Source organism: Gammaproteobacteria bacterium (assembly GCA_034522055.1).
In the GTDB taxonomy this organism is placed as follows: Bacteria; Pseudomonadota; Gammaproteobacteria; order JAABTG01; family JAABTG01; genus JAABTG01.
Genome location: JAXHLS010000002.1, coordinates 602,050 through 619,497 on the forward strand (window position 1 = coordinate 602,050; position 17,448 = coordinate 619,497).

Sequence of the window (17,448 nt, forward strand, 5' to 3'; positions counted from 1 at the left end):
TTAGACTGGGGTACGCGGTCGGGAAACCGGTAGAGGGGGTCCGCGCCTTTCAAACTGGGCGGTAGGCTGCTTTGGTAAAGCAATTAATGGGTACTGACCTCTTGAGCGCCGGAGGGAGCTGCCGTAGCGCCCGCTCGCGCCTGCTGGTAAACTGAACTCCTCAGTCAAACGGACTTGCGTGAGGTTTCAGGATGAAACGTCTCTTTCCTTTGGTCTTTGGTTTCGTGTGTTGCGGTCTCGCAATCGCCGGCTATCTGGACGGGCGCATCGTGCTGCCGGGCAGGCCATTCCAGCCGATCGAGTATGCGGAGGGCCCCGCCCTGCTCTGGGCGGTCCTCGGTTGGCTCTGCATCGGCCTCATCGGTTTCTCCTGGCTCCTACCCGCCCAGCGGAGGACGCTCGACACGAAGGACCTCGCTCGCCGCCTGCTGAAGGATGAGCGGCCCGTACCGGACGCGTTGAAGGACCACCTCGAACTGGTCAGAGGGAATGTCTTCCTGTCTCCCCGCGCCCTCGGAACCTTCGGATCTCTGGCACTCGCCTTCGTGTTTTTTATGGTCTCAATCTTCGCATGAGGGGATTCCGGGAGGGATTCCGGGATTCCGCGGGATTCCGGGGACAGCATATTTAATGCCCCGCTGGGACTTTTAACGCCTATTAATTGACCCTGACACCTTTTCACTTTTCACCTTAAATGAGCCTTCCCCCTTTTCAGCCTTCAGGCCACCGCCCGCCCGCAACGGCTACGGGCATCCGGGGGACTTGTTACTTCCCCAAGGATGGGCGACAGTGGCGGTCAGGTCTTTCGCCCGGCCCAGCTGGCATGTTTCACTTCGCCCATGGTGCCTGTTGACCTGAAATTTGCTCAAAGCGAATAAACTATTGCCCCATCCACAACCCTAAGGAGGCCGACATGGCCACCCTCACCTTCGAAATTTCCGCCATCCTGGCGCTGGCTGCTGGCATCGCGATCCTGGTCGTACCGCGCCTGCTCAACTACATCGTCGCCTTCTATCTCATCGTCGTGGGTATCATGGGGCTGTTTAATCTCTAACCAGCCTCTTCCTGCGCGGTTGTTCGCGGCCAAGGGGGTTCCGGGGACCGTTTACTTGTCTCCGTATCCCGGCTGGTGTCTTTGGTTTGGGGCACCGTCTCCCGCAACCGTTGCCAGGCCGCGGGCAGTCTCCACCGCCCCGGCAAGGTCGCTGGCCATGCCGTGGGCACCGAACTCACGCCACATCCCGGGGTTGGTACGAAACGCCGCGCCCCCCACCAGGATGCGCGGTCCGGGGTCGAGGGCGCGCAGGGCCTCGATGAGTTCCCGCGCCGCGGCGAGGTTCGTGGCCATGGTCACGGAGATCCCCACCAGGTCCAGCCCTTCCCGCGCCACCAGGGAGACGATCCCCTCGTGGGGGATCTGGGTGCCGAGGAATCGCACCGACCAGCCATCGGATTCGAGGAAGTCCGCCACCATGTGGGCTCCCACCTGGTGGAGTTCGTTGCGAACGCCCGTGACCACCGCCCGCCCGCGCTGCACATCAGGGCGGGGAAGGCGCGGGTAGAGCTGGGTCAGCATCGCCTGGGTCACCACCGTGGCCATGTGCTCCTCGGCCACGGTGATCCGGTTCTCGAACCACCTGCGCCCCACCTCGTACTGGGCGGCCTGAAGCACGTCCACATAGAGGTCGCGCAGGTCGACGCCCTGGGCCAAGGCCTCTTCCAGCAAGTTGCGGGCGGCCTGCCGATCCCCGCGCAGGGCGGCTTCGGTATAAAGCGAGGCGGTCACCGCGAGCGCGCCGGCGGGCTGCCCCCAGTCCAGGGGCCCGGCCTCCCGGGCCTGGCGGAGGGCGTCGCCCGCGAGGGACTCCGCCTGCGCCTGCTCCGCCGCCGGCAGCCACTTGCCTGCCGCCGCCGCCACATCCCCCAGGTGCTCATACAGGTCCGCCGCGGCCATGCCCCGCTGCTCCAGCAGATGCGCGGTCCACGTCAGGTAGTCGCGGAAGGGGTCGGGACGTGACAACTCCAACGCGGCGGCGAGGAAGTCGACGTGGAAGCGAGCATCCGCCTCCCCATGGATCCGGGCCCGCTCGCCGAAGCGCTCCAGCCACTCGGGATGGCGCTCCAGAAAGGCCTCGTTGGCGGCCCGGGCGAGGTCATCGCGGTGGTCGCGGAGGCGGCGGGCCGCGCGCGCGCTCGTGTCGATGGTACTCATGCCGGGTCACCCCGCGACTTGTTCTTACGATAGTCCTCGAGAATGCGCTCCTTGCAGTCGGGGCAGTAGCCGTGGCTTAAGAAGAGCGAGTTCGCCTTCAGGTAATCCACCACGCTCTCCCAGCTGGCCTCGCCGGTCTTCACCTTCGAGCACCCCATGCAGATGGGGAGCACCTCCTGAATTTTCTTTAGATGCCAGTAGGAGTCCTCGAGTTCCGTGTGCGCCGCCTCCAGCTGCGCTCTAAGCCTCTCCACCTCCCTGCGCCGGCGCTCGTTCTCCCGCGCCAATTCGGCGAGCTCGTTGTTGGCCGCCTGCATCTGCTCCTGAAGTTCGTGCAGGGAGCGGGTGTCCGGCGTCCCCACGAGGACGATGCCCTCCCCGTCCCGCCGGAAGGAGCCCCTGAGCGAATAGGGCCGGTCCCGGCTGTCCACCATGGAGAGGCGGACCTCGCCCGTCTCCGGTGCTTCGGGATCGAGAAGCCCATCGAGGGTCGCCTCGTCCTGGGAGGCGCAGAAACTTGCGAGGGCCTGGCCCCGGAGAGCGTCCTCATCTCGGCCGAGCCAGTGCGCCGCTCCCCGGTTCACCGCGGCGATACGGCCTTGCGCGTCGACGGTGATGAGGTGGAGATCGGCGGTCACGGCGGCGAAAGACTCCAGGACCTCCGCAGTCGACACCGGCCCGGGGTGAAAGCGCTCCATGACCCGGATCTCGGTGACCTCCGGGTCGAGCTTCAGGCCCTTGGGAATGCCCCTTTGGGACTCCTGGAACTGGTGGCTGGCATGCCAGGCATGGAAGGCCGCCGCGGAGGTCCAGCGGGTCACGAGATAGAACAGCGCATCATCCGCGGCATCCGTGAAAACCTCGATGCCGAGGAACCCGGCCGCCTCCTCGACCAGCCGCGGCCGCTGGTCAAAGGCGACCCTGACGGCATCCTCCATGCCGTTGCGAACACGGAAGCGGGAGATGACCAGTACCATGGATTTCCAGCCTCCACGCGGGTGCGTTTCCTCGAAATCCTACGCCCCGCAAGGTTTCAGGTAAAACGTTTCGAGGTAAAAGGCATCGTCTCTCACAGAGCCAATGCCGCCATTCCGGCCCCGCCATCTGTCTTTCTCCGTGCCTCCGTGAGAGACCGTATTGCCGGCCTGATCAATATCCGGTCGCCCAGGGGGCGAGGAGTCCGGCATCTATCCTGACCGAGGGGGGGCCAAGGATGCTCCCTGACCCGGCGCTCTTGCCGCCCTAGCGAGAGGGAATCCTCCTCTTTAATATTCCCGAATTCTGCTGACGAGCCTTTTCGTATAACGTGAAAGTACAACGAGTCGTCATCCACCCGACGGGAGGAACCTGACCCATGCGTTTCGTCTATATCGCCCTGGTGATTCTGTTCACCATCCTGGTCGTATCCCTCATGGTTCTCAATCTGCAGACCGTGACCCTGTCCTTGTACGCCACCAGCGTCACCACGCCCCTATCCTTCCTGGTGCTCGCCGTCTATGTACTGGGGATGCTTACAGGGGGTTTCGTCGTGTCCCTCGTGCGCACCTGGGTGCGGCGCGCGACCCACCGCTGAATCGCTTTGATAGTAGAGAATGGCGCAGGGAAAACCCACGATAATCAGGTAGAAGACGGCAAAGGAGCTGTTGGCGCCAGGTGCGTGGGTGCGACGGGACCTCGGCGGTTTGCGGGCGCGGATGTCGGTTGCCGGGAGCAACCGACCTACGGGCCGACCCCCGGCGCCGGAAAAGCGTAGGTCGGCTGCTCCTGGCAGCCGACGGGGCGCTCCTTCCGGGAAATCGCGGGTGCTATGCTCTACCCATGTCCTCGCTCAGACGGCTGCCTTCAGGCATGGCATTCCTGCTGGCCTCTTTGATGGCGCTCGCCTCGTCGGGAATGACGGCGGAGGCCCACGGGCCGTGGTCGAAGGACGTCGGCCCCATAAAGCCCGCGACGGGAGACTTCGCGCAGGCCCCGGAAGAGGGACGGCAGACGGCGGGCGCCCCGGATGAGGGACGGCAGACGGCGGGCGCCCCGGATGAGGGGGACGCATCGGCTCACGTGGCCGAAACCCCCGACTGGGATGGACTCACATCAGACAGTGCCCACCTGCTGGGCCAGCAGTTCGCGTTCGTCGGCTTCCTGCATCTGTTGCCCGAATCGGTCACCGGCTGGGGAGAGGAGGAAACCGGCGGCAGTGCAACCTCGCGATGGCGGCGCAACGTGGGGCGCGTGGTGTGGGACGAAGACCACTGGTTCATCAACTACGTGGGCCATCCCTACTTTGGGGCCGCGTACTATGTGATGGCCCGGGAACGCCAGTTTGATCAGACCGCAGCCTTCTGGTACTCGGCGCTGGCCTCCGCGATGTTCGAGTTCGGCCCCGAAGCCATCAACGAAGAACCCTCCATCCAGGACCTCATCGTCACGCCGGTTGCCGGGGCCCTGCTGGGCCGATATTTCCACGAGGTCCGCACGCGCATACGGACCGCGGCCGCCGGCACCCGGCCGCGTGGCAGGGACCGCCTGGTGATGTTTCTCACCAATCCCATAGGCGCCTTGATCGAAGGCATGACGCCAGGACCAACCCGCGGCCTGCAGACATCCTGGGGGATAGTGCCTTCCCCGCCCTCAGCCTCCCGTCAAATGCGCTGGCGGGCGGACACAGCCTCCCCAAGGGATCCCTTGGATGGACATACCCCGGGCCCACCGCCCACACGGATGATCGGGATACGAATACGCGTCGATTGGTAAACAGGGTGTGATGTACAGGCCCGGGTCACGCCTCGTCCGCCTCAAGGGAGGTGAGGACCCTTGCCGCGACCAGGGCGTGGGCCGTCAGCAGGACCACCGCCAGCCCCAGGTAGGCCCAGAGCCACGGGATGTAGTCCTGCAGGTATAGAATGGCGCAGGGAAAACCCACGATAATCAGATAGAAGACGGCAAAGAAGCCGTTGGCGATGGGGGCGTGGGTACGCCGGAACCAGCGTGGCCAGGCACCCGCGAAATCGAACAGGCGCCGTCCGTTTACTGCCTCGTTCAGCACATCCTCCAGTACACGCATGCGATCCAGGTGGTAGAAGAATATGGACTGCTTGAATAGGTCATAGAACATCACCATGACTATAACGAGCAAGAGCACGAGAAAGCCCACGGGAACCACGGGTTGCTGCAGCTTCTCGTCCAGTTCCATCAGCCTGGCGAGGGGGTCCCAGCTCAGGAGGATGCCGACGGAACCGAAAAGGCGGATGTCCGACAGGGCGCTCTTGACGTAGTTGTCGCACGCGCCGCCCAGCCGGACGTATTCCTCGTAGATCCTATCGAGGGGGAGATCCCGCTGCTCGTTCTCGTTCCCGGGCACCTGACGGCCACCTTCGAATCCGCATCCGTGGGAGTAAGTATGGTCGTAATTCGGCATCGTGCCATGGGGGGGCTGGGGAGACCTTTGCCGGGTGTCCATCGCAACCGCTGCGGCCCTGCCGTGGGATGTCACTGCCGTCGGATGAGTGGCAACGGCGTCCCCGTCCCTCGCACGGCCGGCCGGCGGGCATGCTTCGCCATGTCCTTGGCGCCTGTTGGCCTCAAATTTGCTTAAAGCGAATAAACCAACGGACTCATCCATGACCCCAAGGAGACCCATATGGCCACCATCACCGTCGACATTTCCGCCATCCTGGCGCTGGCTGCCGGCATCGCGATCCTTACCAACGGGATACACCTCATCATCGCCTCCGCCTTCATCCTATCCGTGATGGGCTGCGCCACCATCGAGGGTGCGGGAGAGAACCTGGAGGCCGCCGGCGAGGCCATCGAGGAAGAGGCCGAGGAAGAGCGCTCCTATTGAGCACCCATGAGCGCCCTCGTGCGCTCCCCTGGAAGAGGAGATGAACCATGCTTTCGTGGGCACTGGTATTCCTGATCGTCGCCATAATCGCCGGGGCGTTGGGCCTCAGCGGGGTGGCCGGCGTCGCCACCGACATCGCCTGGATCCTGTTCGTGGTGGGCCTGGTGGTGGCCGTGGTACTGTTCATAACCGGGCGCCGGCCGCTGTAGGCCCGGGCGTGGTCCACCGTCCGGCGTGGCTCGTGCGGCCTTCCCGGAAGGCCGGCACAAAGCGGCGTCGTGACGGCAGCGGTCCACGCCCACCGATTCACTGTCAAACCCGGGCCTAAGCCCACAGGAGTTCTCCATGCTGATCAAACATTACGTCATCGCCGCTGCCGGCGCCCTTCTCCTCAACCTGGCCGGTTGCGAGGAGCAAGGCCCCGCCGAGGAGGCGGGGGAGGAGATCGACCAGATGGTCGAGGAGGGCCGCGAGGGGGCCGGCGAGGCCGCCGAGGAGGCCGCGGAGAAGCTGGAAGAGGCCACCGACAAGCTACGCGAGAAGGCCGAGTAGGCGGAGCGGGTTGCGGTCGCTCCTGCTGAGGGACTGAGAAAGGTAGCCCGCCGGCGATGGCGGCGGGCTACGGTCACTGCCGGGTTACAGGTCCTTCTTACAGAAATACCAATCGGTGCACTCGTAACCCTCGTTCATGCGCGCCTCAACGGCATCCACGTCCTGCGGTGGCGGGACAATCACCTTGTCGCCCGGCTGCCAGCCTTCCGGAGTGGCGATCTTGTGCTCGTCGGATGCCTGCAGGGCCTTGATCAAGCGCAGGAATTCCGGGATCGAGCGGCCATTGGTCATAGGATAGTAGACCATCGCACGCAGGATGCCGTCCGGGTCGATGATGAAGGTCGCGCGCACCGCCGAGGTGTCGGCCGCACCGGGGTGGATCATGCCGTAGGCCTTCGCGACCTTCATCGACAGGTCCTCGATGATGGGAAACTGGATGTCGACGCCGAAATGTTCCTTGATGTTGCGCACCCAGGCGACGTGGCTGTAATAGCTGTCGATGGACAGCCCGAGCAGTTCGGTATTGACCGCCTGGAAGTCGTCATAGTGACGGGCGAAGGCGGTGAATTCCGTGGTACAGACCGGGGTGAAGTCGGCCGGATGCGAGAACAGCACCAGCCATTTGCCGCGATAGTCCTCGAGTTTCTTCATGCCTTGGGTGGTGCGCGCCTCAAAGTCGGGGGCGGCTTCATTGATGCGGGGCATCGAAAACGCTTGCTGATTGCTTTCCATGGGGTACTCCTGTTGTGGGTTTCGTAAAGGCCGTCATGGCGGCCGATGGAAAGACATTAGAGTATTCTAGTTTATTAATCTAATGAATTATAAGCATCGTTTCGATAGTGAACCCCTATGCGCCTCTCACGCGTCAGGAATCACCCCGCCGAGGGTGCCGCCCTCCACATCCGCCGTGGAGGCCTCCACCACGCGCGCAAGATTGGGCGTGAGGCTGAGACGACCCATCGGCGTCTCCCCGGGGAGCGGGTGCCCGAAGCCTGGCCCCGGCTCAACCCAGTTCGTGGAGGATATGGTCGATGAACAGTCGCAGCTTGGCGGGCAGGTGGTGGCGGGAGGGGTAGACGGCGTAGAGGGTCAGGGGCGGGCGTTCATGGCCCGCCAGCACTTGCACCAGGCGGCCATCGGCCAGGGCTCATGGATGATGAACTCCGGCAGCAGGGCGATACCGAGGCCGGCCACGGCCGCCGCCATCAGCGCCTCGCCGTTGTTGCTGCAGAAGCGGCCGTCCACGGCGATGGCCCCGCCCCCTTCTTCGTGCCTCGCCATCGTTACGCCCGGCGTAACGGTGCATCTCACCCACGCCCGTTAATCCCGCCCCCGGCTTCTGCTAGCTTATCCGTCATTGCACATCGACGGGAGACAACCATGCTCGAGATCAGACCCGCCGAGGCGCGCGGCCACGTCAGCCTGGACTGGCTGGACAGCCACCACACCTTCTCCTTCGGGGAGTACCACGACCCGCGCTTCATGGGCACCTCCATCCTGCGGGTGATCAACGACGACGTCATCGCGCCGGGCGGCGGCTTCGCCACCCACGGCCATCGGGACATGGAGATCGTCACCTACGTGCTGGACGGGGAACTGGCCCACCGGGACAGCATGGGCAACGGCTCGGTCATCCGCCCCGGCGAGGTGCAGCACATGAGCGCCGGCAGCGGGGTGCGCCACAGCGAGATGAACCCTTCCGCGGATACGCCCGTGCACCTGTTGCAGATCTGGCTGCTGCCCAACGCCCAGGGCGTGACGCCGGCCTACCACCAGCAGCTTTTCCCGCCCCAGGAGCGCCGCGGCCGGCTGGCCCTGCTGGTATCCCCCGACGGCCGCGCGGGCTCCATCGCCACCCATCAGGACGGGTTCCTGTACGGCACGCTGCTGCGCCCTGGAGAGACCGTTACCCACCCCCTGGCGCCCGGCCGCCGCGCCTATGTCCACGTGGCCCGGGGCAGCGTGCGGGTGGAGGGCGAGACCCTGAAGGGCGGCGACGGCGCCTTCGCCGCCGACCTGCCGGGACTCCGCCTGGAGGGCGTGGACGACGCCGAGGCGTTGCTGTTCGACCTGCCCTGAGGGCCGATCCCATGAGATCCCGCTCCGGCCACGGGGCACCCATCGGCCATTACCCATGACCACTACCCAGGGAGAAAACCCATGACCATCATCGCCATCGTTTACCACAGCGGTTACGGCCACACCCGCAGGCAGGCCGAGGCCGTGCTGGAGGGCCTCGAGGCCGCCGGTGCCACGGCCGCCCTCATCGCCATCAGCGACGAGGGCACCATAGAGGAGCATGAATGGGAGGCCCTGGACGGCGCCGGCGCCATCATATTCGGCTCCCCCACCTACATGGGAATGGCGTCGTGGCAGTTCAAAAGGTTCGCCGACGCCACCAGCAAGCGCTGGTTCATCCAGGCCTGGAGGGACAAGCTGGCCGCCGGCTTCACCAACTCGGCGTCCATGAACGGCGACAAGCACTCCACCCTGCATTACTTCATCACCCTGGCCATGCAGCATGCCATGGTGTGGGTGAGCACCGGCATGATGCCGGCCAATACCAAGGCCTCCACCCGGGACGACATCAACTACCTGGGCGCCTATGCCGGCCTCATGGCCCAGTCGCCGGCGGACGCCGGCACCGAAGAAGCCCCGCCGGCCGGAGACATTGCCACCGCCCGGGAGTTCGGGCGGCGCATCGCCGAGGCCACTCGCGCCCTCAAGGGCTGATCCCGGACCTCCCCACCGGTGGCCTGCCACCACCGGTGGGGCGCCGGCAACCCCGGACTCAGGCGGCGGCCACCAGGCCAGCGCCATTACCGCCCGTCCGCCGCAGCAGGCCGAGATTGACGGGGCTGTGGGGCTTCAGGGCCAGCCGTTCGTGGGCCAGTGCGCGGGCCAGATCATCCAGGCCGGCACCCAACGCCGCCTCCGTCAGGGTCCAGTCGATGATGTCCCGCTGGGCGTGGCTGCCACCGAAGGCATTGGCGATGAAGCGGGCCGGATGGAGCGCTTCCACGGCACCGCGGTAGTCACCTCGCCAGAAGGCCGAGAAGCCCTCGATCAGAGGCAGGCCGATGCGCCGGCCCCACACGGCTGTCTCCGGCGTGTCCCCCGTCGTGGCACGCAGCCCCGCCAGCAGGCGCTCCACCTCCACCTCCCGCCCGGCCCCCAGCCAGGCCATGGCCGCATGCCAGTCGTTGAAGGGATAGCCACGACCATCGGCATGGGGCACCCAGGCGGCGGCCACCTCGCCCCAACGATCACCCACGTCCATACCCGAGAGATGCATGCGCCACAGCAGCGCCGAGGCGTCCACCAGCTCCACGGCCAGGGCGCCCCGTTTCGGGCGAATGACGCCGTCGTAGAGGGCCAGCACCTCGTCGTGCTGGCCGAGGTCCAGGTGGAACAGGGCCCGGTGCCACCAGTTGTGCATCTGGAAGTAGTTGTCCTCGCCCGACCACAAGGGCTCCCTCGAGGCCATCCACTGGACGCCCTCCCCGGCCCGGCCCTGCATCTCCAGCACATGGGCCACGGCGTGATGGGCCCAACAGCCCCGGGGCTCCAGATCGACGGCCCGGCGGCCAAACTCCTCGGCGCGCTCAAGGTCCCCGGTCTCCTCCAGGCCGAAGGCGTACATGCCGAGGACGATGGCATGGCCCGGGATAGGGGCCGACCACCGGGGCAGCACCCGGGCGATGCGATCCCGCAGGTTGCGGGCATTGGCGCGGAAGAAGTCCACGAGGTGGCCCGACTGCAACGCCAGGAGGTCCAGTGGATAACACGTGTTGTGGTGGTCCAGCTGGACCGCGGCGCGGGTCCATTCGCCGCCCACCAGCAGGTCGAGGGCGGTCACGTGGGAACGTTCGCGCGCGTCCAGCGTCATGCCCCTCAACCCCTCGACGATGGCCGCGGCCTCGGCGGTGGCGGCGGGTTCGGTGGCCAGGGCGAGCAGATGGGCCTTGAGCACCCGGGCCATGACGAACCCCGGCGCCGCGTCCAGGGCGGCGTCCGCCAGGGCGAGGGGATCGCCACGGTAGATATTGAAGCCCTCCAGGGCCTCGTCGTAAAGGCGGCCCGCCTGAGGCGTGGCGCCGTTCAGTTCATTGCCTTGGCTGTCGCTTGTCTTCATGGTGTGTCTCCCGTTGTACTATGCATCGTATCGGTCATTGCCCGCGGATCTCCGGCGGTGCTCGCAGACCGCCATGGTGGTGGGTCTACGGGGACCATCCTAGGGAGAAGGGGTCGCGGTCGGAATGCCCATGACGCCGGATCTCTTGACCCGTCCGCCGGAATCGCCGGGGAGCGAAGCCCATGGATATGCTGGTGGAGTTGCTGCAAGGCACGCGCCTGTCTGGCGGCATCTTCCTGGACGTCGAGTTCACCGCGCCCTGGTGCGTGAGCGCCAAGGTCGAACCGGAGGATTGCAGCCCCCATGCTCCGGTGCCGCGCCACATCATCGCCTACCACTACGTCACCGAGGGGCAGGCCCTCGTCGGAGTGGAGGGGCTGCCGGCGATGGCGGTGAGGGCCGGTGACATCATCGTGCTGCCACGCAACGACTTCCATACCGTGGCGAGTGAGACGGGGCTGGTGCCCATCAGGGCCGATCCCCTGATCCAGCCGGGCCCGGAGGGCGGCCTGGACCGCATCGTGCACGGTGGCGGGGGCGCACCGACGCGCCTGCTGTGCGGCTGGCTGGGCTGCGACGATCCCCACAATCCGGTGCTCGGCCTGCTGCCCACGCTGATGAAGCTGGAGGTGGCCGACGCCGCCTCGGCGGGCTGGATCGAGAGTTCCCTGCGCTTTGCCGGCGAGGCCCTGGCCGGCGGTCGCCTCGATTCCCCGGCCATCCTGGGCCGCCTGGCCGAATCCCTGTTCATGGAGGCCGTGCGCCGCTACGCCACCGGCACCACGCCGAAACGGGCCGCGCCCGGGCAACCACCCCACGATCCCGTGGTGCTGCGCGCCCTGGTGCTGCTTCATCGCCGGCTCGAGCATCCCTGGACCACCGGGGATCTGGCCAGTCTGGTGGGGCTATCCCGCTCGGCCCTCCATGAGCGCTTCACGCGGGTGACCGGCGAGGCCCCCATGGCCTACCTGGCCCGCCAGCGCCTGGAACATGCGGCCCAGCGGCTGCGCGGCTCGGGCGAGCCCATCGCCCGCATCGCCCTGGAATGCGGCTACGGATCCGAAGCCGCCTTCAGCCGCGCCTTCAAGCGCACCTTCGGCGCCCCGCCGGCCCGCTGGCGGCGGGAGCCACCGTAGCCGCGATGACGGCGCCTGACGTGGCCAGACCCGGATTTCCCCGGCATCTGTCGCGCCCAAGGGCGCTCCTGCGGGGAAGGTATTCCCCGGCCGGCGGCCACTCGCACCCCGCCCCTGCAGGAGCGCGCTTGCGCGCGAACGGCGGGGCTTGAACGGACCGCCCTCAGGAGCCGGTATCCGCGGTCCCGGTCTTGCCCAGGGACCACAGCCGGTCCTCATCCCGCAGCACGAACAACGCGAAGCAGGCCGCCAACATGGGCCAGGCGGCAAAGAACAGCAGGTGGCTGCCCTCGAAAGGCGCGAGGTATTGCTTGAAAGACGACAGGGTGGAGATGCCGTGCAGCACCAGGACCACACCATAGGTGTAGGTCTTCAGGACACCGCTGACGAACAGCAACAGCAGCACCATCTCTGCGGCGGCGATGCCATACAACACGACCGCCTCGAGGCCCGGGATACGGTAGAAACTCTCGAACACGGCCGCGGCATGGCCGGGGTTGACGAATTTGTCCACGGTCCACATGAACATGACCAGAAACACGGTCAGGCGGAGAAAAAGCAGGGAGAGTTCAAGCCTCCGGCTGTGGTCGTTCATAGGCACCTCCGTCAGGACATCATGGGTATACCCCCTACCGACCGTATCCCCCGACCCGCTCTTTCAGGCCTCTGAGCCACCCCCGGGGGCAGGCTTGAGTCGTTGCATTTCTGCACGGCCGCCGTGGCATCACGGCTGGGTGGGGCCGTTGCTAGAGACCTTCAACTTCCGCCAGCTTGCCATCCAGGCGCCGGCGCAGGTCCTCCTCGTCCGCCGGGATGGTGGTGACCCGCAGGGGCCTGCCGTCCTGCCTCAGGAAGACGGCCACGCCGTTGTCGATGTCGTGGCGCTCGGCGAATGCCCGGCCCTGGGGAGTACCCAGATCGGCCACCAGGAAATCGACGCGCATTTCGTAATCCCCCTTGACGTGGCGCAGGCGTTCGAGGGCGGCCGCCCCGGCCGGCGAATAATTCTCGTAGGCGAGCACCAGCGCCGGCCTGCCCTGACCCACCATGGAGAGGTCTGTGGAGAGGGGCTTCACGGCCACCAGAGTGAAGATGAAGGCGACGCCCAGCAGTGCCGCCAGGACCCCGATGGAAATCGCTATTTTTCTTATCATGACTTTCGAATCTCCTGTCCAAGGCGGGGCGTTAACCGACCCACCCCCTGTCCAAAGCCCTTACGACCGTCGTTTCGGCGGGGGCGTTCCATCAGGGCCCCGAGGTCAGCTCCCGGGCCCCAATCGATGAGGCGCCACGGGCGGCCATGATATCGGCCACGGCCACCTCCGCGGCCAGCAAGGCACCCTCGAGGAGTCCACCTTCCATGGGCGCCGCCTCGGTGGCCGCGAACCCCAACCGCAGCGTCGCCAGGGTCTCCCGGTAGGGGCCGAGATCCAGTTGCGGGTGCATGGACGGCTCCATACCGTCCCGGGGGGTGGCCACCCAGGGATCCCGCGCCCAGTCCTTGAGGTAGGTGTTCTCCGTCTTCAGGGCCTCGGCGCCGAACAGCCCCGCCAGTTGGTGGAGACAGAGGGCCTTGAGGGCCTCCTCGCCATGGCCCGCCCGTGCCGCCGCCGGCAGCCCCACGAAACCGAACAGGGCGGGGCCGGCCTCTCGGTCCGCCGAGGCATCGTGGATCTCCACCAGGGGTCCCACCCGGCTGAAGGCATCGCCGGCGAGGCCCGCGGCACGCCAGAAGGGGCGGCGGTAGGTGGCCACGAACTTCGCCTGGCCGGCCATCCACGTGGGCGTGGCCGCCAGTCGCTCGCGGACCCCGGCGGGCAGCCATGGGGCCAGGGGCAGGCGCTCCAACAGCAGCCGCGGGGGCGCTGCCAGGACAAGGTGGGCGGCCTCGAAGCTGGCCTGACCCGCGCCGTCCCCGACCCCGACCCGCCAGAGCCCTCCCCTTTGCTCCAGGGTGGTCACGGGGTGACCGAGGCGCACACAGGCGGGGTCCAGGCTGGCGGAGAGGCCGTCCACCAGGCGTTGGAACCCTCCCCGGACGCGATAGGCGATCATCGCGCCGGCACCCTGGAAACGCTGGGGCGCCATGCCGGGCTCCATCTGGTAGAGGGCGTCGCCCTCGACGTACTGCTCGAACCAGGGGATCCCGAGTTCCGCCAACAGTCCGTGCATCCGTCGCTGGTGGGGCCAGAACCAGGTAGGGCCCAGGTCCACGCCCAGGGGGGCCGTGTCCCCGACGGGCAGCGAAAGAATACGGCCACCGAGGCGCTCCGTGGCCTCCAGCACCACGTAGGACAGCCCCACCGCGGCAAGGCGATAGGCGCTGTAGAGGCCACCGAGGCCACCCCCCACCACCACCACGTCCACCTTCGTCATCGCCACCAGCCAGCCGGGAGAACCGGCGGGCAGGCCGGGTGAGACCGTCGGTTGCCGAGAGCAACCGACCTACAAACTCTGGTGGGCGATAGTAGGTCGGCTGCTCCGGGCAGCCGACGAAACCGGGGACTCTGGACTCCGGCTTGCGCCGGCATGATCCTGTCGCGCCCGCCATGCCGGGCCCGACTCGTCATCCGGCGTGATAACACCACTACGGTCCGGCCCGCCAGGGCCGCTCGGCCAACTGCCGGTCATGCAGCCGGCCGAGGAGCGGCAGGGCGATGATGGCCCCCACCAGGGCCAGGGCCATGTCCGACTGGGTATCCCACACATAACCCTGGGTGCCGAGGAAGGCGTCGGCGGCTTCATCCGAGGCCAGTGCCACCCACCACTCGATGAGCTCGTAGAAGGCGCTGAAGGCGAGGCAGAAGCAGACGATGAAGAAATTGCGCCAGGCGGGAGCAGGAATGACGGCGTTGCGCACGAGGATCTCCCGGGCGATGAGGGCCGGCACGAAACCCTGGGCGAAGTGACCCACTTTGTCATAGTTGTTGCGCCCCGAGCCCGTCAACTCCGCCAGGGTATCGAAGAGGGGGACCTCGGCGTAGGTGTAGTGGCCGCCCACCATGAGGATCACGCAGTGGGCGAGGATGAGGCCGTAGACCAGGGGTGTCAGGGGGTAGCGCCGGTAGCTGAAGGCCAGCACCCCCGCGCCCACGAGGGCGGGGGCGACCTCCAGGAACCAGGTGAGCCGGTCCTTGGGCCCGATGGCGGACCAGACGAGGACGGCGAGGAAGACCCCGGCCCACAGGACACGCCCCGTCACGCGGGCACCTGGGGCGGACGGCGCTGCCGCCCGGGAAGTTTCCGGAGCATATCCACGGTGCTTAGGTTACTCCACCCCACCGAGGGCGTGGGCAATAGCAGCAGCCACGCCGGGACGATAGGGAACGTGACGCCTCCCCTCCGTGGCTGAAGCCATCGGGGGATGGACCAGGATTATTGACCAATAGCGGTCACTTCAGATGCCATTACAACACGCGCGCGCCCGCGCCGCTCTAGCGCCGGATGCGCGCGCCGGACCTGGCAGCCGGCCCATATCGTGATCCCAGCGTGCGCTATCGTACCGACCAGGCCTCTTGGCACGGATATGGTGTAGGAACTCGGTTGACCCATGGCATCCAGTCGTACGGACAACCGCGGAGGAGGATCTTATGAACAACATCATCTACATCGTCGGGCTCATCGTCATCGTCCTGTTCATCCTGAGTTTTTTCGGACTTCGATAAGTTTCTGCTGGTTCCCAGGATCGAGGAAGAGATGCCTCGGATGTGACTGTCAGCGCACATCCGGCGCGGGCGCATGAAAAGCGGGGGCAAAGGCTCATGGCGTTCCAAGTGCGCTAGCCAGCAGAAATCAACCCTCCAAAGGCCTAACTTGAAAAACCCGATTGGCGATTTCGCTGGTCGATCCCAAAGGAGAGATCCCATGGAAAAACTGCACTCACTCGCAGGCTACCCAACAATGGCCCATGCCATAACACTCGGCATCGGTCCCTCATCTGCGGCAGCGCCGTCCACGGCCGGCGACCCGCGCCCAAGAACAGCAACAACCCTCATTGCGGGAACAGGGTCTCCCGACATTGAATCCATCGGCAACCAGAAAACGACCTGGCCGAACTCCGGGCCCGATGGTTGGGAGGATGACGGTGGCAGCGTGGCCAAAGTAGGTGCGGCGCGGCCCACATTTAACCTGTAAGGATGACAAGATGATGAAACCCATTTCAAAATTCAGATGGTCTCGGCGCATGAGCGGGATTGGCCTTGCTGCCGTATTGATTGGCGGCTGCGCCAGTATTCCCGCGCCGACAGAACAGGTCGCCGCTTCAAAGACGGCCGTTTCCAATGCCGCCAGCGCGGGTGGGAACGAGTATGCATCCGCGAATATGCGCGAGGCCCAAGACAAGCTCGAGCGCGCCGTTCAGGCGATGGCAGAACAGGATTATCAGGATGCCCGCCTACTGGCCGAGCAGGCGGAGGTGGATGCCCAGCTGGCGGCCTCCAAGGCCCGTGCGGCCAAGGCGCAGGAGGCGGCGGTCACTGTACTGGAAGACAGCCGCGTGCTGCGCGAGGAAATCGACCGTAAATAAATCAGCATTCATTCTCCCGGGAGTTCGTCATGAATATAAACAGGCTTTTTTTTGCGACCCTCGTCGCGACAGCAACGCTAGCCGGCTGCGCGTCCATGCCGCAGAATTCGCAGTTGGATGAGGCGCGTAGTGATTACCAAGCGGCACAAGCCAATCCCCAAGTCGTCGACCTTGCCTCGTATGAACTGAAACTGGCCGGCGAGGCCTTGTCTAAAGCAACGGATGCAGAGAGCAGGCAGGACGATACGGCCATGGTCACTCATCTGGCCTATCTGGCGAAGCAACGGACCGCGATTGCGCAGGAGATCGCCAAGCAGAAGGCGGCTGAGAAAACGGTCACGAATGCCTCCAGGGAGCGCGGCGATGTTCGCCTCGCGGCCAGGACGGCCGAGGTGGACAAGGCCGTGCAGCAGGCACGTGATGCGGAAGCGCGGTCCAGCCAGCTCGAAGCAGAGCTAAAGGAGTTAAATGCGAAACAGACCGAGCGCGGCCTGGTGATCACCCTCGGCGACGTTTTGTTCGACACCAACAAGGCGCAACTCAAGCCAGCCGGGATCGGCAGCTTGGAAAAGCTCGCCAGCTTTCTCAAGCAGTACCCGGAGCGCAATGTGCAGATCGAGGGATACACTGACAGTAGCGGCAGTACCGACTATAACCTCGAGCTTTCCGAGCGTCGTGCCAATGCCGTACGCACGTCCTTGCTGGGTATGGGTATCCACCGCGATCGCATCACTACCCGCGGTTACGGCGAGGAGTCACCGGTCGCCGGCAACGACACCGCCATGGGCCGTCAGTTGAACCGGCGCGTGGAAATGATCCTGTCCAAGGAGGTCGGCGACGTCTCTTCACGCTAGCAAAATACGAAAACCTGGCTTTGGCTTCTACGACCTGGACGGTGCGGTGGTCTGCCGGCCAGGGGTCATCGCCCAAATGGTCCACCGCCGGGCAGTATGAGTCTCGTGGCGGGAAGGATGGGCTCCGTGGATCGGTGAGCATACCAACGACGGCCCGCCCCTGTAGGCCGGGAGTTGCTCTGCTAACACCGTT

The 17,448-nt window shown here is 65.8% G+C and carries 24 protein-coding genes; 13 read left to right on the forward strand and 11 right to left on the reverse strand.

Annotation, left to right across the window (positions count from 1 at the left end):
* Positions 1-191: 191 nt before the first annotated feature.
* Both U5S82_02845 and U5S82_02850 read left to right on the forward strand, forming a co-directional pair.
* Complete coding sequence (locus tag U5S82_02845) at positions 192-575, forward strand: hypothetical protein (protein MDZ7750608.1); 384 nt, start codon at positions 192-194, stop codon at positions 573-575.
* A gap of 338 nt (positions 576-913) precedes the next feature.
* Positions 914-1,054 carry a DUF3096 domain-containing protein gene (locus U5S82_02850; GenBank protein MDZ7750609.1) on the forward strand — a complete coding sequence of 47 codons (141 nt, stop codon included), beginning with the start codon at positions 914-916 and terminating at the stop codon, positions 1,052-1,054.
* A 51-nt stretch (positions 1,055-1,105) separates the two neighbouring features.
* Here the strand turns inward: U5S82_02850 and U5S82_02855 are convergent, their stop codons facing one another.
* Together U5S82_02855 and U5S82_02860 are read right to left on the reverse strand one after the other, a co-directional pair.
* A complete protein-coding gene (locus tag U5S82_02855) occupies positions 1,106-2,212 on the reverse strand; it encodes a cobalamin-dependent protein (GenBank protein MDZ7750610.1) in 1,107 nt (368 codons plus the stop codon).
* Positions 2,209-3,189, reverse strand: coding sequence for an antibiotic biosynthesis monooxygenase (locus tag U5S82_02860; GenBank protein MDZ7750611.1), 981 nt, complete (start codon positions 3,187-3,189; stop codon positions 2,209-2,211). The genes U5S82_02855 and U5S82_02860 overlap by 4 nt, the downstream gene beginning before the upstream one ends.
* A 377-nt stretch (positions 3,190-3,566) precedes the next feature.
* Here U5S82_02860 and U5S82_02865 point away from each other — a divergent pair, with 377 nt between their 5' ends.
* Together U5S82_02865 and U5S82_02870 are read left to right on the forward strand one after the other, a co-directional pair.
* On the forward strand, positions 3,567-3,785 hold the full coding sequence (locus U5S82_02865; protein ID MDZ7750612.1) for a DUF1049 domain-containing protein: 219 nt from the start codon (positions 3,567-3,569) through the stop codon (positions 3,783-3,785).
* Between the two features lie 275 nt (positions 3,786-4,060).
* The gene (locus U5S82_02870; GenBank protein ID MDZ7750613.1) at positions 4,061-4,963 is read left to right on the forward strand and encodes a DUF3943 domain-containing protein; all 903 of its coding nucleotides are present in this window, start codon (positions 4,061-4,063) and stop codon (positions 4,961-4,963) included.
* Between the two features lie 25 nt (positions 4,964-4,988).
* Here the strand turns inward: U5S82_02870 and U5S82_02875 are convergent, their stop codons facing one another.
* Positions 4,989-5,570: a hypothetical protein gene (locus tag U5S82_02875; protein ID MDZ7750614.1), complete on the reverse strand. Its 582-nt coding sequence runs from the start codon at positions 5,568-5,570 to the stop codon at positions 4,989-4,991.
* Positions 5,571-5,849: 279 nt separating this feature from the next.
* Between U5S82_02875 and U5S82_02880 the strand changes: the two genes are divergently transcribed.
* From U5S82_02880 to U5S82_02890, 3 genes are all read left to right on the forward strand, one after another.
* The gene (locus tag U5S82_02880; GenBank protein MDZ7750615.1) at positions 5,850-6,053 is read left to right on the forward strand and encodes a hypothetical protein; all 204 of its coding nucleotides are present in this window, start codon (positions 5,850-5,852) and stop codon (positions 6,051-6,053) included.
* Positions 6,054-6,100: 47 nt separating this feature from the next.
* Entirely contained in the window at positions 6,101-6,262 is a 162-nt protein-coding gene (locus tag U5S82_02885) for a DUF1328 domain-containing protein (GenBank protein MDZ7750616.1), read from the forward strand.
* A gap of 136 nt (positions 6,263-6,398) precedes the next feature.
* Positions 6,399-6,605: a hypothetical protein gene (locus U5S82_02890; GenBank protein MDZ7750617.1), complete on the forward strand. Its 207-nt coding sequence runs from the start codon at positions 6,399-6,401 to the stop codon at positions 6,603-6,605.
* An 84-nt stretch (positions 6,606-6,689) separates the two neighbouring features.
* Here the strand turns inward: U5S82_02890 and U5S82_02895 are convergent, their stop codons facing one another.
* From U5S82_02895 to U5S82_02905, 3 genes are all read right to left on the reverse strand, one after another.
* Positions 6,690-7,337 (reverse strand): peroxiredoxin, encoded by a 648-nt coding sequence (locus U5S82_02895; protein ID MDZ7750618.1) that lies wholly within the window; start codon positions 7,335-7,337, stop codon positions 6,690-6,692.
* 271 nt (positions 7,338-7,608) lie between these two features.
* Positions 7,609-7,731 carry a hypothetical protein gene (locus U5S82_02900; protein ID MDZ7750619.1) on the reverse strand — a complete coding sequence of 41 codons (123 nt, stop codon included), beginning with the start codon at positions 7,729-7,731 and terminating at the stop codon, positions 7,609-7,611.
* Complete coding sequence (locus tag U5S82_02905) at positions 7,695-7,886, reverse strand: hypothetical protein (protein MDZ7750620.1); 192 nt, start codon at positions 7,884-7,886, stop codon at positions 7,695-7,697. Before U5S82_02905 ends, U5S82_02900 begins: the two co-directional genes overlap by 37 nt.
* A gap of 99 nt (positions 7,887-7,985) precedes the next feature.
* Here U5S82_02905 and U5S82_02910 point away from each other — a divergent pair, with 99 nt between their 5' ends.
* Both U5S82_02910 and U5S82_02915 read left to right on the forward strand, forming a co-directional pair.
* Positions 7,986-8,684: a pirin family protein gene (locus U5S82_02910; protein ID MDZ7750621.1), complete on the forward strand. Its 699-nt coding sequence runs from the start codon at positions 7,986-7,988 to the stop codon at positions 8,682-8,684.
* A gap of 81 nt (positions 8,685-8,765) precedes the next feature.
* Entirely contained in the window at positions 8,766-9,338 is a 573-nt protein-coding gene (locus U5S82_02915) for a flavodoxin family protein (GenBank protein MDZ7750622.1), read from the forward strand.
* Positions 9,339-9,396: 58 nt separating this feature from the next.
* Here U5S82_02915 and U5S82_02920 read toward each other — a convergent pair whose 3' ends face one another.
* Positions 9,397-10,740 carry a tetratricopeptide repeat protein gene (locus tag U5S82_02920; protein ID MDZ7750623.1) on the reverse strand — a complete coding sequence of 448 codons (1,344 nt, stop codon included), beginning with the start codon at positions 10,738-10,740 and terminating at the stop codon, positions 9,397-9,399.
* A gap of 182 nt (positions 10,741-10,922) precedes the next feature.
* Here U5S82_02920 and U5S82_02925 point away from each other — a divergent pair, with 182 nt between their 5' ends.
* Positions 10,923-11,876, forward strand: a complete 954-nt coding sequence (locus tag U5S82_02925) for an AraC family transcriptional regulator (GenBank protein ID MDZ7750624.1) — start codon at positions 10,923-10,925, stop codon at positions 11,874-11,876.
* Positions 11,877-12,039: 163 nt separating this feature from the next.
* On the opposite strand, the gene U5S82_02930 is transcribed toward U5S82_02925, so the two are convergent.
* The 4 genes from U5S82_02930 to U5S82_02945 all read right to left on the reverse strand — a co-directional run bounded on the left by U5S82_02930 (position 12,040) and on the right by U5S82_02945 (position 15,078).
* Positions 12,040-12,471 (reverse strand): hypothetical protein, encoded by a 432-nt coding sequence (locus U5S82_02930; protein ID MDZ7750625.1) that lies wholly within the window; start codon positions 12,469-12,471, stop codon positions 12,040-12,042.
* 151 nt (positions 12,472-12,622) lie between these two features.
* Positions 12,623-13,030: a hypothetical protein gene (locus tag U5S82_02935; GenBank protein ID MDZ7750626.1), complete on the reverse strand. Its 408-nt coding sequence runs from the start codon at positions 13,028-13,030 to the stop codon at positions 12,623-12,625.
* Between the two features lie 91 nt (positions 13,031-13,121).
* Entirely contained in the window at positions 13,122-14,252 is a 1,131-nt protein-coding gene (locus U5S82_02940; GenBank protein ID MDZ7750627.1) for an FAD-dependent oxidoreductase, read from the reverse strand.
* A gap of 211 nt (positions 14,253-14,463) precedes the next feature.
* Complete coding sequence (locus U5S82_02945) at positions 14,464-15,078, reverse strand: DUF2238 domain-containing protein (GenBank protein ID MDZ7750628.1); 615 nt, start codon at positions 15,076-15,078, stop codon at positions 14,464-14,466.
* 662 nt (positions 15,079-15,740) lie between these two features.
* Between U5S82_02945 and U5S82_02950 the strand changes: the two genes are divergently transcribed.
* From U5S82_02950 to U5S82_02960, 3 genes are read left to right on the forward strand one after another with little or no spacing between them, the layout of a single operon-like run.
* Positions 15,741-16,010 carry a hypothetical protein gene (locus tag U5S82_02950; protein ID MDZ7750629.1) on the forward strand — a complete coding sequence of 90 codons (270 nt, stop codon included), beginning with the start codon at positions 15,741-15,743 and terminating at the stop codon, positions 16,008-16,010.
* A 10-nt stretch (positions 16,011-16,020) separates the two neighbouring features.
* On the forward strand, positions 16,021-16,401 hold the full coding sequence (locus tag U5S82_02955; GenBank protein ID MDZ7750630.1) for a DUF4398 domain-containing protein: 381 nt from the start codon (positions 16,021-16,023) through the stop codon (positions 16,399-16,401).
* A gap of 29 nt (positions 16,402-16,430) precedes the next feature.
* On the forward strand, positions 16,431-17,255 hold the full coding sequence (locus U5S82_02960) for an OmpA family protein (protein ID MDZ7750631.1): 825 nt from the start codon (positions 16,431-16,433) through the stop codon (positions 17,253-17,255).
* Positions 17,256-17,448 lie beyond the last annotated feature (193 nt).

Coding starts and splice junctions, on each gene's coding strand:
- U5S82_02855 (MDZ7750610.1), bottom strand. CDS start 2,212: ATGAGTACCATCGACACGAGCGCGCGCGCGGCCCGCCGCCTCCGCGAC.
- U5S82_02885 (MDZ7750616.1), top strand. CDS start 6,101: ATGCTTTCGTGGGCACTGGTATTCCTGATCGTCGCCATAATCGCCGGG.
- U5S82_02860 (MDZ7750611.1), bottom strand. CDS start 3,189: ATGGTACTGGTCATCTCCCGCTTCCGTGTTCGCAACGGCATGGAGGAT.
- U5S82_02850 (MDZ7750609.1), top strand. CDS start 914: ATGGCCACCCTCACCTTCGAAATTTCCGCCATCCTGGCGCTGGCTGCT.
- U5S82_02960 (MDZ7750631.1), top strand. CDS start 16,431: ATGAATATAAACAGGCTTTTTTTTGCGACCCTCGTCGCGACAGCAACG.
- U5S82_02895 (MDZ7750618.1), bottom strand. CDS start 7,337: ATGGAAAGCAATCAGCAAGCGTTTTCGATGCCCCGCATCAATGAAGCC.
- U5S82_02925 (MDZ7750624.1), top strand. CDS start 10,923: ATGGATATGCTGGTGGAGTTGCTGCAAGGCACGCGCCTGTCTGGCGGC.
- U5S82_02890 (MDZ7750617.1), top strand. CDS start 6,399: ATGCTGATCAAACATTACGTCATCGCCGCTGCCGGCGCCCTTCTCCTC.
- U5S82_02870 (MDZ7750613.1), top strand. CDS start 4,061: ATGGCATTCCTGCTGGCCTCTTTGATGGCGCTCGCCTCGTCGGGAATG.
- U5S82_02915 (MDZ7750622.1), top strand. CDS start 8,766: ATGACCATCATCGCCATCGTTTACCACAGCGGTTACGGCCACACCCGC.
- U5S82_02920 (MDZ7750623.1), bottom strand. CDS start 10,740: ATGAAGACAAGCGACAGCCAAGGCAATGAACTGAACGGCGCCACGCCT.
- U5S82_02950 (MDZ7750629.1), top strand. CDS start 15,741: ATGGAAAAACTGCACTCACTCGCAGGCTACCCAACAATGGCCCATGCC.
- U5S82_02940 (MDZ7750627.1), bottom strand. CDS start 14,252: ATGACGAAGGTGGACGTGGTGGTGGTGGGGGGTGGCCTCGGTGGCCTC.
- U5S82_02905 (MDZ7750620.1), bottom strand. CDS start 7,886: ATGGCGAGGCACGAAGAAGGGGGCGGGGCCATCGCCGTGGACGGCCGC.
- U5S82_02955 (MDZ7750630.1), top strand. CDS start 16,021: ATGATGAAACCCATTTCAAAATTCAGATGGTCTCGGCGCATGAGCGGG.
- U5S82_02930 (MDZ7750625.1), bottom strand. CDS start 12,471: ATGAACGACCACAGCCGGAGGCTTGAACTCTCCCTGCTTTTTCTCCGC.
- U5S82_02935 (MDZ7750626.1), bottom strand. CDS start 13,030: ATGATAAGAAAAATAGCGATTTCCATCGGGGTCCTGGCGGCACTGCTG.
- U5S82_02880 (MDZ7750615.1), top strand. CDS start 5,850: ATGGCCACCATCACCGTCGACATTTCCGCCATCCTGGCGCTGGCTGCC.
- U5S82_02865 (MDZ7750612.1), top strand. CDS start 3,567: ATGCGTTTCGTCTATATCGCCCTGGTGATTCTGTTCACCATCCTGGTC.
- U5S82_02845 (MDZ7750608.1), top strand. CDS start 192: ATGAAACGTCTCTTTCCTTTGGTCTTTGGTTTCGTGTGTTGCGGTCTC.
- U5S82_02910 (MDZ7750621.1), top strand. CDS start 7,986: ATGCTCGAGATCAGACCCGCCGAGGCGCGCGGCCACGTCAGCCTGGAC.